Annotated in this window: 9 protein-coding genes; 7 read left to right on the top strand and 2 right to left on the bottom strand. The window is 45.6% G+C overall.

Going from position 1 to position 12,909, the window contains the following annotated elements:
• Positions 1-31 precede the first annotated feature (31 nt).
• The 3 genes from P150_RS0101655 to ahpF all read left to right on the top strand — a co-directional run bounded on the left by P150_RS0101655 (position 32) and on the right by ahpF (position 4,842).
• A complete protein-coding gene (locus P150_RS0101655) occupies positions 32-1,795 on the top strand; it encodes a M6 family metalloprotease domain-containing protein (protein WP_028896207.1) in 1,764 nt (587 codons plus the stop codon).
• A 612-nt stretch (positions 1,796-2,407) separates the two neighbouring features.
• Positions 2,408-2,974: an alkyl hydroperoxide reductase subunit C gene (ahpC, locus tag P150_RS0101665; RefSeq protein WP_028896208.1), complete on the top strand. Its 567-nt coding sequence runs from the start codon at positions 2,408-2,410 to the stop codon at positions 2,972-2,974.
• Positions 2,975-3,282: 308 nt separating this feature from the next.
• The gene (gene ahpF, locus P150_RS0101670; protein WP_028896209.1) at positions 3,283-4,842 is read left to right on the top strand and encodes an alkyl hydroperoxide reductase subunit F; all 1,560 of its coding nucleotides are present in this window, start codon (positions 3,283-3,285) and stop codon (positions 4,840-4,842) included.
• A gap of 194 nt (positions 4,843-5,036) precedes the next feature.
• Here the strand turns inward: ahpF and P150_RS0101675 are convergent, their stop codons facing one another.
• Positions 5,037-5,885 carry a YwqG family protein gene (locus P150_RS0101675; RefSeq protein WP_028896210.1) on the bottom strand — a complete coding sequence of 283 codons (849 nt, stop codon included), beginning with the start codon at positions 5,883-5,885 and terminating at the stop codon, positions 5,037-5,039.
• A gap of 198 nt (positions 5,886-6,083) precedes the next feature.
• On the bottom strand, positions 6,084-7,274 hold the full coding sequence (locus tag P150_RS0101680) for an aminotransferase class I/II-fold pyridoxal phosphate-dependent enzyme (protein ID WP_028896211.1): 1,191 nt from the start codon (positions 7,272-7,274) through the stop codon (positions 6,084-6,086).
• 187 nt (positions 7,275-7,461) lie between these two features.
• Between P150_RS0101680 and P150_RS0101685 the strand changes: the two genes are divergently transcribed.
• The 4 genes from P150_RS0101685 to tgt all read left to right on the top strand — a co-directional run bounded on the left by P150_RS0101685 (position 7,462) and on the right by tgt (position 12,903).
• Positions 7,462-8,490: a diacylglycerol kinase family protein gene (locus P150_RS0101685; RefSeq protein ID WP_028896212.1), complete on the top strand. Its 1,029-nt coding sequence runs from the start codon at positions 7,462-7,464 to the stop codon at positions 8,488-8,490.
• The gene (locus P150_RS0101690) at positions 8,490-9,200 is read left to right on the top strand and encodes a tRNA1(Val) (adenine(37)-N6)-methyltransferase (protein ID WP_028896213.1); all 711 of its coding nucleotides are present in this window, start codon (positions 8,490-8,492) and stop codon (positions 9,198-9,200) included. The genes P150_RS0101685 and P150_RS0101690 overlap by 1 nt, the downstream gene beginning before the upstream one ends.
• A 110-nt stretch (positions 9,201-9,310) precedes the next feature.
• A complete protein-coding gene (gene lon, locus P150_RS0101695) occupies positions 9,311-11,773 on the top strand; it encodes an endopeptidase La (protein ID WP_028896214.1) in 2,463 nt (820 codons plus the stop codon).
• 2 nt (positions 11,774-11,775) lie between these two features.
• Positions 11,776-12,903 (top strand): tRNA guanosine(34) transglycosylase Tgt, encoded by a 1,128-nt coding sequence (tgt, locus tag P150_RS0101700; RefSeq protein WP_028896215.1) that lies wholly within the window; start codon positions 11,776-11,778, stop codon positions 12,901-12,903.
• The last annotated feature ends 6 nt before the right edge of the window (positions 12,904-12,909 follow it).

Genomic DNA, 12,909 nt, shown 5'->3' on the forward strand with positions numbered 1-12,909 from the left:
AACTGGCGTATAAATAATTCAAAAATTAGGTATGAAAAAAGGTTTAATAACACTTTGCCTGATACTGATTTCTCTTGTTGCAAGAGCAGGCAAAGCCGATCCTACTCCATTCGAGGTTACACAGCCGGATGGAACAAAGCTAATGGTGATTCTTCGTGGCGATGAACATTTCAGTTGGATGACAACTCTTGACGGCGCACTCGTTATGCAAACGGCCAATGGGTATTACATTGCCAAGGTGGACAGAGCCGGAAGTCTGATGCCTACCAAGCAGTTGGCGCATAACATAAACGTGCGCACAAAGGCTGAAAGGAAGTTGGTAAAGGCACAAAATCAAAATCTGTTCTTCGATGCAGCAAACAAGGCTATCAAGGCGCGCCGTTCGCTCCCCATCGGTACGACTACTCCGGCATACTTTCCACATAGTGGAAATCCGAAAGTGCTTACAATTCTTGTTCAGTTCAGCGATTCCACCTTCCATATCTCTAATCCCAAGAAGAGTTTCGACCAATATCTGAATAAGGAAGGGAAGTTGGAAAACTTCGGAGCTTACGAAGATCGCAATTATGGCTCCGTGCGCCAGTATTTCAAGGATATGAGTAACGGGCAGTTTACACCGCAGTTCGACCTTGTAGGACCTATTACACTTGCTAAACCATTAAGCTATTATGGCAAAGATTCAGGCAATGTCAAAGACATATACGCCAGTGATATGGTAAGAGAAGCCTGTAATGCCGTCAAAGACAGCGTGAACTTTGCCGACTACGACAGCAACGGCGACGGCATCGTAGACCTCGTTTACATTGTCTATGCTGGCTATTCTCAAGCCGTGGGCGGCAACGAAGCTAACGATTTGTGGCCAAAATCGTCTTGGATTCCTAGTGGAACAACTATCGACGGAGTTTCAATCAGAAGATACGGTATCAGCAACGAGTTGAACTTCACGCGTAAACTGAAGAAAGAGGATGGCAGCATTCGCAGGGCAATCAACGGTATCGGCTTGTTCTGCCACGAATTTTCACACACAATGGGACTGCCGGATTTCTATCCATATACGGCTTCTGCACGCGTGGACAACCAGACAATGGAATATTGGGACTTGATGGATGGTGGCGAATATACCGATGCCGGATACACCCCTACCCCATACACGCCGTGGGAAAAAGAAGTTATGGGTTGGATAAAGGTGGATACGCTCACACAAAATACCGGCAAAGTTACGCTCGCACACGATCAGGCATACAAGGTGCTCACACAGAACGAAAAGGAATACCTGCTGCTTCACAACATTCAGAACAAAGGATGGTACACCAAACTCTACAAGGAATGTGGACACGGAATGCTTGTCTATCGCATCAACTACGAGAAATCGGCTGTGAATATGTCCGACCACGTGAACGATATTGCAGGCAAACCCGGTATGACCATTGTTCCCGCTGATGGCATTTTGGTTACATCCTACAATGATAAATACACGCAGAAGGACTATGTTGCCAATCACGCTGGCGACCCTTTCCCCGGAACAAGCAACGTGGACTCATTGACTAGCGTGAAGATGAACTATCATACCTTCGCTTCCAAGCCTATCTACAATATTACCGAAGACACCGAGAAGGGCGAAATCAGCTTTACTTTCGAGAAAGTTTTAACCGGCATTGAACCTCATCCGATTGTAAACATCAAGCCGAAAGCCGACAACAGAATATATACCATCGACGGAAGATTTGTAGGATACGACAGAAAGAACCTGCCACAGGGTATCTACATTCAGAACAAAGAGAAGTTCGTGAAATAATTATCAGTTTCCACCATAATATTATAAGTCCCATAATCAAACGATTATAGGACTTATTTATTTTATCACATATCTTATTGAAAATCAACACTTTAAACATTGGTTTCCAAACGTGCGAAGATTGCAATTCATTCTTCGCAAAAACGCAGCGCAATCTTCGCAAGAATGCGCTGCAATCTTCGCACAAATGAAAATCGTGCTGAAATCAGTGCAGAATGGCAGTTGCACTACTGAATCCGAACGATGCGATTCTCTTGAATAAACCAATGAAAAACGGAGCAGAGAAAAACAGGATAAGGAAATGTGAAATCAATCAATTGATAATCCTTATTACTATTTTGGTAAGAAAATAAAGCGTCTGAAAACTTATTCAGAGCGCATAGAATGCCGAAAAACAAAGGGATTGAAGCGCATTATAGAAAGAATCTATCGTGCGATAGATTTAATCATTTGTAATAATTACATTATTTGGCGAACTTTGCATCGCAATTAAGAAATTAAATAAAACAATTAATAATACGAATGTCATAAGGTAGACTTCAAGCATCGCCTGCTGCAAGCATTAAGAGCAACAAGACACCGAATGGCATTCGCCAAAACAAAATCAAAATTATGGAATCAATTATCAATGCAAGAGTTCCTGAATTTAAGGTTCAGGCTTTCCAAAACGGTGAGTTCAAAACAGTTTCAAGCGAAGACATCAAGGGTAAGTGGGCTATCTTCTTCTTCTACCCGGCTGACTTCACATTCGTTTGCCCAACTGAGTTGGTAGACTTGGCTGAAAAGTACGACGAACTCCAGAAGATGGGTGTGGAAGTATTCTCAGTAAGCTGCGATACACACTTCGTACACAAGGCTTGGTTCGACACATCCGACAGTATCAAGAAAATCAACTACACTATGCTTGCCGACCCATTGGCAGTTCTCGCAAAGGGCTTCGGAGTGTTCAAGGAAGACGAAGGACTTGCTTACCGCGGCACATTCGTAGTTGATCCGGAAGGACTTATCAAGTTGGCAGAAGTACAGGATAACAGCGTAGGCCGCAATGCAGACGAACTTGTACGCAAGGTAAAGGCTGCCCAGTTCGTAGCTTCTCATCCGGGCGAGGTTTGCCCTGCTAAATGGAACGAAGGTGCTGAGACATTGAAGCCAAGCATCGACCTCGTTGGCAAGATCTAAAGAGGAAAAATAACAAAAACATTATGGATAGTCTCGCGCTCTCCACGCCTCACCTGTTCCCAAATAGTGGAACGATTGCTGCAAGGCAATCACAGGGAAAGGCTGGATGGCACGAGACTTTTTCGTAGAATTTATTTACCAAAACATTGGCAAAGAGGGATGACCGACCGGCATCTGGAATTGACTGACGCAGTTTCTGCATCTGTGTTCAATCGGTTAGTCCGATAAAACCAATGATAATCATAGCCGCTCGGACATTCAAAAGTCCTCTTCCTTTGAGAAGAAAAGAGTGGAAAGTTTTCAGAATAATGTTAGATAAAAGCATATTAGAACAAGTAAAAGGTATCTTTGCTTCGCTGAAGTCGGAGATTACCTTCGCTGCAAAGTTCAGCAGCAACGATGAAAAGAAGGGCGAGCTTCAGGAGTTTCTCAACGATTTTGCATCAACGTCTGATAAGTTGAACGTAGAATATACGGAAGAAGACGATGCAAAGCTCCATTTCAGCCTGTTAAAGGACCGCAAGCAGACGGGCATCACTTTCCGAGGCATACCAAACGGACACGAGTTTACCTCGCTTCTCCTTGCCGTTCTCAACACGGACGGACAGGGAAAGAACTTCCCCGACGAGACCATTCAGCGTCGCATTAAGGCTCTGAAGGGCAAGATTGCACTGAAGACTTACGTCTCGCTGACCTGTACAAACTGTCCTGACGTGGTGCAGGCACTGAACCTGATGTCTCTTATCAACCCCAATATCTCTCACGAGATGATTGACGGCAGCATATTCCAGCAAGAAGCAAGCGACCTTAACATACAGGGCGTGCCTGCTGTCTACTGTGGCGACGAGTCGCTGCACATTGGCCGTGGCGATCTCGGGCTGCTGCTTCAGGAACTGGAAGATATGGTGGGCAGCGAAACCGACGACAATGCTGAACCCATCGAGCGCGAATACGACGTAATCGTGCTCGGAGGAGGCCCTGCCGGTGCTTCGGCTGCCATCTATTCAGCCCGAAAGGGATTGCGTGTGGCAGTAGTTGCCGAGCGAATCGGTGGTCAGGTAAACGACACGACAGGGATTCAGAATCTCATTTCCGTGCCAATGACAAACGGTGTTCAGCTCGCTGCCGACCTCAAGAAGCATCTTGAGACCTATCCTATCGACCTTTTCGAGCACCGTAAGATTAAGAACGTTGAGCTTGACGGCAAGATGAAGAGCATAAGCGTGAAAGGCGGCGAAACGTTCAAGGCTCCGGCAGTCATCATTGCAACAGGTGCAAGCTGGCGACGTCTGAACGTGGGCGACGAAGCTAAATATATCGGCCACGGTGTTCACTTCTGTCAGCACTGCGACGGTCCTTTCTACAAGGGCAAGAACGTTGCCGTTATCGGTGGAGGTAACTCCGGAATGGAGGCAGCCATCGACTTGGCAGGCATCTGCAGCAACGTTACCGTGTTTGAATTTGGCGATACGCCAAAGGCAGATACCGTTCTTCAGGAGAAAGCTGCAAGTCTGAATAACCTCACGATAAAGACAAATTCGCAGACAACCAACGTAAAGGGCGACGGCACAAAGCTCACTCAGCTCACGGTAAAGGACCGTACAACTGAGGTGGAAACCGATTACGATTTCGACGGTGTGTTTGTTCAGATTGGTCTGGCTGCCAATACAGACCCATTCAGGGATGTTCTGGAACTCACTCCACACCACGAAATCAAGGTGGATGAGTTCTGCCGCACCTCAATTCCGGGCGTCTATGCAGCCGGCGACGTTACGAACGTGCCTTACAAGCAGATTATAATCGCGATGGGAGAAGGTGCGAAAGCCTCTCTCTCTGCGTTCGACGACCGTCTGCGAGGCATCATCTAAATCTCTGATGGCTATAAACGATAAAGGGGAAAGCACGCAGGCTTTCCCCTTTATTGTTTTAAGGCAGATGTAGTGGCAGTCAGTCAGTCCTTATATAGGAGCTAACTGTTGCAGTTCTGCTTTTCCTTTGCAGGCTTGAAGCTATGATACGAGCCGTCTGCCCGTTTATCAACCTGTCAAATATATTCAGATTCTCAACAGCAATCCCAACTATACAGCACTTTGCTGAAATCGCAACGCTTCAAATCCTCCAAGTTGATGAAGAAGTTTCCTACTCCTACATCGCCCCACATAATGATTTCATTGCCATCCTCATCGTCCACAGAATCAAGTTGCAGCAATACCGTATCGTAAGGACTGTCAGAATCGCGTGGGTCATCCTGTGTAAAGAACGGATAACCGAGCATATTGCTTGTAGTATCATCGCCCAGTTCCTCGTCCATATAGCTGTGTTCTTCCTCTGTGAAATATTCGTCTACATCAAAATCTTCCACCTCTTCATCATACACCTCTTTAAGAATGTCCTGTATTTCGTCGCCAATCAAATCCCAGTACTCCCTCGTAAGGTAAGTTGTCTTCCATACAAGATGGAAAGGACATTCTTTAAAGACAGGCAAGTCTTCGCTCTCCTTGCAGGTTTTTATGCCTAAAGCTTTCACTGCTTCTTCCGTAACCGTTTTGTCTACCTCGGGATGATACACCACTCTATATCCGTTCTGCACGCCGAGATTGTCGAAATCCAGCCCCATCAGATAACCTTCCGCATCGTCTTCTATGAAAAACTGCAGGATGCCTTTCTCAGGAAGCGGTGCTTTTGTTTTCTCTTCTTCAAGATTAATCTGTGCCAACAGCACGAGCTTTTCGCCCTTTTTGTTGGTCGGATAGTCCTGTTTCAAGTCCCAATAAGGCACTCCACCCAATTTAGTACCCGTGAGTGTCATTTCTTCCTCCACGGCATACTTCACCACATAGGCCTCCTTCGCAGTTCGCTTCTTGAGCTCTTCCACGATTCTGATTGTTTTTTCACTAATGTTGTTTGCCATATCTGTTCTGTTTGGGTTAGTTAATCGTATAACAGCGCAAAGATAAGGCATTGGAAGCAGATAAACAAATCTTTTCGATGCAAATAGTTCTTAAAAAATGTTGGATTGCAGGCTAAAAACGAACTCTGACACACAAAAGAAAATGGCTAACGCAGTTGGTTGCGTTAGCCATTTTATATTTCATTTCAGGGAAAATGCTTACTTGATGATTCCTTCTTCCTTGAAAATTGCTTTGAGAATTTCAACGCCTCGCTCCACCTGCTCCTTTGTGTGGGTTGCCATCAGTGCAAAACGCACCAAGGTGTCTTGCGGTGCACAAGCCGGAGGAATTACCGGATTGATGAACACGCCCGCTTCGTAGGCTTTCATCGTGATGATGAAGGTTTTGTAGGCATCGTGAACATACAATGGAATGATAGGGCTTTCGGTCTCTCCTATCTCGAAACCTTCCTCACGGAAACGCTTCAGCGCATAGTTGGTAACGTCCCAAAGACGCTGGATTCTTTCAGGTTCTTTCTGAAGAATGTGCAGTGCCTCGAGCGCGGCAGCCGTAGCCGATGGCGTGTTGCTCGCAGAGAAAATATAGGTTCTGCAAGTATGACGGAGATAATTGATGGTATCCTTGTCGCCGGCAATGAATCCTCCGATGGATGCAAGGCTCTTTGAGAATGTACCCATAATGAGATCAACCTCGTCTGTCAGTCCGAAATGGTCGCAGACGCCCCTGCCCTCTTTTCCGAATACGCCGAGACCGTGTGCCTCGTCCACCATCACGGAGCAGTTGTACTTCTTCTTCAGGGCAATGATTTCGGGCAGTTTGGCGAGGTCTCCTTCCATAGAGAAAACTCCGTCTACAACAATCAGCTTGATGGCTTCCTGTGGAAGTTTCTGAAGCACGCGCTCCAAATCTTCCATATCGTTGTGCTTGTAGTGCAACTGGGTGGCAAAGCTGAGACGGCGGCCGTCAATGATGCTTGCGTGGTCGCGGTCGTCGCAGATGATATAGTCGCCACGGCCGACAACCATCGCTATAACTCCGGCATTTACAGAAAAACCAGTTGAGAAGCAAAGAACATCTTCCTTTTGAGTAAATGCTGCCAGTTCCCTTTCAAGCTGAACGTGCAAGTCGAGTGTACCGTTCAGGAAACGACTACCTGCACAACCAGTTCCGTATTTATCCAAGGCCTTCTTTCCCGCTTCGATTACACGTGGGTCGTTTGGCAAGCCTGTATAGGCATTCGAACCAAACATCAGAATCTTATGACCGTCGATATCGGTAACCTCGGTTCCTTGCTTACTCGTGATTTCGCGAAAATACGGATACACGCCCGCATCCATATATTTTTGCGGCTCACGGTAATTCTTGTACTTGTCTTGTAATTGTCCCATTATAATTAAGGTGTAGTTTACCTAACTACGATTTATTTGGCTGCAAAGATACAACTTTTGAGCGATAATTATACAAAAATGCGAAGAAAACTGCATTTTAAAGTTTTTTTCGTATTAAAAATTTAATATAAAGTTTATATAGTTGTAAATTTGCAGTTCAGTTTTGTTTGAGTTTGCAGCAACTTGTATGAAGAAGAAAATCGTATTTATTATCAATCCGAATTCCGGTGCCGTGAAGAAAGACGGCATACCGGAATTGATTGAAAAATATATCGACAAGGAACAGTTTGACTGTCAGATACAATACACCGAATACGCCGGACACGCAACTGAATTATCCCGTCAAGCCGTTGAAAAGCAGACAGAGGTCGTGGTGGCAGTTGGCGGTGACGGCACCGTAAACGAAATTGGCCGGGCATTGGTCAATACGGATACGGCTATGGGCATTCTGCCCTGTGGCTCGGGAAACGGTTTGGCAAGACATCTTGCCCTCCCCCTCAACATCAGGAAAAGCATTGAGATTCTGAATCAATACGACGTTCAGGCTCTCGACTACGGAATCATCAACAATATTCCCTTCTTCTGCACGTGTGGTATGGGGTTCGACGCCTTCATTTCTATGAAATTTGCAGAGGCAGGCAAGCGCGGAGTGATCACCTATGTGCAGAAAGTGCTCGAGGAAGGGCTGAAGTACAAGCCTCAGACTTATGAAATCGAAGATGAAACGGGTGTTCACAAGTATAAGGCCTTCCTCATTTCAGTTGCCAATGCCTCGCAATACGGAAACAATGCCTACATAGCTCCGCAGGCATCAATGAGCGACGGCTATCTGGACGTAATCATTATGGAGCCTTTCGATGTGCTCGAGGCACCGCAGGTTGCCATCGATATGCTCAACAAGACGCTGAACAAGAACACCAAGATAAAGACTTTCAGGGCGAAAAGCATACACATTCATCGGGAATCCGAGGGTGTGATACACTATGACGGAGACCCGATTGAGGCAGAAGCAGACGTGAATATCTCGCTCGTGAAAAGTGGGATAAAGATTATTGTCAATCACGACGAGAACACGATTCAGTGTCAGCCGAATTTCATTCAGAATGCTTTTTCCGAACTTTTCTGCAATATAGACCATATCAGAAAGGAAATGACCAAGCAAGGCAGAAAGGTGCAGGCGTTAAACAAAGTTATTCTCCGCAAGCTGAAGAACTAATGGACTTTACATTCAAGCAGTTTCAGATAAGACAGGACAGGTGCGCAATGAAGGTTGGCACCGATGGTGTGCTGCTGGGTGCTTGGGCGAAAGGGGGAGAAAGAATACTGGATATTGGCACGGGAACCGGGCTTGTCGCCCTGATGATGGCGCAGAGACACCCCGCTTCATCGGTTGATGCCATCGAAATAGACAGAGAGGCTGCTCTTCAGGCAGAAGAAAACTTTGCCGATTCGGGCTTTTCGCACAGGCTTAAAGCATTCCATACCTCCTTGCAGCGTTTTGCTCAAGATGCAGAAGAAACAGGAGAGTTGGGAAGATATGATGCCATTGTGAGCAATCCTCCCTACTTCGTGGATTCATTGAAAAATAACGAACAAAACAAAACGATAGCAAGGCATACGGAAACATTGTCTTTCAAGGACTTGATAAACTGTGCCTGCAAACTTCTGAAAGACGATGGATGCCTCTCGCTGGTATTACCTTCAGGTGCCAAACACCTGATTGAATTAGAATGTATAAGTTACGGATTTTCAATCAGTAAGCTCGTTTACATAAAAACAAAGTCAAACAAAAAAACCAAACGCATATTATTGGAATTGACGAAAGTGCCACAGCCCTGCTCTGAAGAGGAAGTTTCTTTGATGAATGACGATTCGAGCCGGTCGTATTGGTATGAAAATCTTACGAAAGAATTTTACATTAAATAAAATTTCCCCTATTTATATTTATGTATTATTAAGATTAAAGATAGGTCAATGATTAACCTCTTTCATTTTAATTTTGTAATTTTGCACGTCAAATTATTATTGAAAACTTGATGAAACAAAATAATTCTATACAAATGTTTGCCGATTACGAAGGCGATCTCCCCGAATTGGACGTTAAGATAGAGGGAGAAATACCAGTTTTTGTAACTCGCAATCTTGTAATGTTTCCGGGAGTATTGATGCCGGTTCTCGTTGGCAGAAAGGCAACGCTCAAGTTAGTAAAATTTTTAGAACAGAATCCGGGTAAGGTGTTTGCTGTTGTCAGTCAGAAAGACGGCAATGTGGACATCCCTGAAGAAAAGGATTTATACCGTACTGGTATTTATGCGCGGCTCGTTCGTGCGTTCGATATGCCCGGAATTGAGAATGGAGAAAGCCGGACGGCTATCCTTCAGGGACTCGGTCGCTGTAAACTCGAAAAGATTACAACCGACGAACCCTTTATGATGGGATTGACAACAGCAATGCCGGATGAGATTGCCGACAAGCACGACAAGGAATTTACGACGGCTGTCAATGATATGAAGCTGACGGCAAAGGAATATATTCACGGCAGCGATGAGATTCCCGATGATTCTCAGTTTGCATTGGACAACATTACCAACCCTATTGTCTCCGTGAATTATGTGTGCTCGAATATGCCGTTCAGTATATCCGACAAGATGCACCTGCTTGAAGAGGAATCCATCAAGGATCGTTTGTTCCGTCTGATGAAGATTCTGAACAGGGAAATACAGTTCCAGCATTTGCGCCAGAACATCCGTTCAAAGACACGTGAAGACCTTGACGAACAGCAGCGTGAGTATTTCCTGCATCAGCAAATCAAGAATATTCAGGAGGAATTGGGCGATGGCGAGTCTGCTCCGGAGCGTAAGGAACTCATCGAAAAGAGCAAGAAGAAGAAATGGCCGGAAGAAATCGAAAAGGTATTCCAAAAGGAACTCGACAAGCTGAACACGCTCAATCCTCAGAGTCCTGATTACAGCGTGCAGGTAAACTATTTGCAGACGATGGTTAATCTTCCTTGGAATGAATATACAAAGGACGATTTGGATCTGAAACGTGCGCAGAAGGTGCTCGACCGAGACCATTACGGAATGGAGAAAGTCAAGGAACGCATTCTTGAATATATGGCAGTGCTGAAGCTGAAAGGCAGTATGAAGTCGCCGATTCTGTGTCTTTACGGCCCTCCGGGAGTCGGAAAGACCAGTCTTGGAAAGAGTATTGCAGAATCTATGAAGCGCAAGTACGTGCGTATGTCGCTGGGTGGTCTTCACGATGAATCGGAAATCCGCGGCCATCGGCGCACATACATCGGTGCAATGCCCGGCAGAATCGTTAAGAACATTCAGAAAGCAGGTTCTTCCAACCCTGTTTTCATTCTCGATGAAATAGACAAGGTTGCGCAGAACACGGTTCACGGCGATCCGTCTTCAGCTCTTCTGGAAGTGTTGGACCCTGAACAGAACAATGCCTTCCACGATAATTATCTCGATTTGGACTATGATTTGTCGAAAATTCTGTTTGTAGCAACAGCCAACGACATCAATACGATACCCAAACCTCTGCTCGACCGCATGGAACTGATTGAGGTTTCGGGCTATATTACAGAAGAGAAAATAGAGATTGCAAAGCGTCATCTTTTCCCGAAAGAACTGTCGAACACGGGGCTTGACATATCAAATCCAAAGCTGAAGTTCACAAAACCTGCTCTGGAAAAGATTATTGAGAGCTACACACGTGAGAGCGGTGTCCGCCAATTAGAGAAGCAGGTAAACAAAGCTCTCCGTAAATTGGCTTACAAACAAGCCGTTGATGAGGTGTTGCCATACGACAAGATTTCTCCGGTGGAACTGGAAGACTTGCTCGGAAAGCCTCCTTTCTATCGCGATATCTACCAAGGAAACGACTATGCAGGCGTTGTAACGGGCTTGGCTTGGACGAGCGTTGGCGGAGAAATTCTCTTTATTGAGACTTCGCTGTCGAAAGGAAAGGCAGGCAAACTTACATTGACTGGTAATCTTGGAGACGTGATGAAGGAATCGGCTGTGATTGCATTGGAATACGTAAAGGCTCACATTGATTCGCTGAAGGTGGACTATCGGATCTTCGACCAGTGGAACATTCATATCCACGTTCCCGAAGGTGCAACGCCAAAGGACGGTCCGTCGGCGGGAATCACGATTGCAACCAGTATCGTATCGGCACTCACACAAAGAAAGGTGCGCAAGAATACGGCTATGACAGGCGAGATTACGCTTCGCGGAAAGGTTTTGCCAGTGGGTGGAATCAAGGAGAAAATCCTTGCAGCAAAGCGTGCAGGCATCACAGATATTATAATGTGTAAGGAGAACCGAAAGGATATTGAGGAGATTCCGGAGAAATATCGCAGGGGAGTTGAGTTCCATTACGTTGAGAATATACAGCAGGTCTGGGATTTTGCTTTGACAGACGAAATGGTGGAAAACCCTATTGACTTTTCGATTAAGGAAGAAGAAAACAAGAACAACTAAGGATGAAATTTGAACTTCAATGTACGGATAAGGCAAGCGACGCCAGAACAGGTATCATAACAACTGACCACGGACAGATAAAGACACCTATCTTTATGCCCGTGGGTACTGCCGGAACTGTCAAAGGTGTGCATTTCTCGGAACTTGTCAATCAAGTTAAAGCTCAGATTATCCTTGGTAACACTTATCATCTCTATCTTCGTCCGGGATTGGAGATACTGAAAGCAGCCGGTGGATTGCATAAATTCAATGGCTGGGACCGTCCGATACTGACCGATTCCGGTGGTTTTCAGGTGTTTTCTTTGACTGGAATCAGAAAACTGTCCGAAGAAGGATGCGAGTTCAGAAGCCATATCGACGGCTCAAAGCACATCTTTACCCCCGAAAACGTGATGGATACAGAACGGGTTATCGGTGCTGACATAATGATGGCATTCGATGAATGTCCTCCCGGACAGAGCGATTACAGCTATGCAAAGCGAAGTCTGGAAATGACGCAGAGATGGCTGGACCGTTGTATCAAACGTTTCAACGAGACCGAACCGTTGTATGGCTACAATCAGAGCCTCTTCCCTATCGTTCAAGGATGTACTTACAAAGATCTTCGCACAGAGGCTGCCAAGTTTATTGCCGACAAGGGGGCAGACGGAAACGCCATCGGCGGACTTGCAGTCGGAGAACCTACGGAGGTTATGTATGAAATGATAGAGGTTGTGAATGCCATTCTACCGAAAGACAAGCCAAGATACCTGATGGGCGTAGGTACTCCTCAGAATATTCTGGAAGGAATTGAGCGTGGAGTAGATATGTTTGACTGCGTAATGCCCACCCGTAACGGCAGAAATGCAATGCTCTTTACCTACGACGGTACTATCAACATCAAGAACAAGAAGTGGGAAATGGACTTTTCGCCGATTGATTCGGATGGATGCGAGATAGACAAGATTACCACAAAGGCCTATCTGCACCATCTTTTCAAGGCAGGCGAACTCTTGGGAATGCAGATTGCGAGCATCCACAACATAGCATTCTATCTCAGACTCGTAACTGATGCAAGAGAACACATTGAGAAAGGCGACTTCACTCAGTGGAAAGCATCCATAATTGATCAGTTGGGAAGAAGAATTTAATTGGTA

This window comes from Prevotella sp. HUN102 (genome assembly GCF_000688375.1).
In the GTDB taxonomy this organism is placed as follows: Bacteria; Bacteroidota; Bacteroidia; order Bacteroidales; family Bacteroidaceae; genus Prevotella.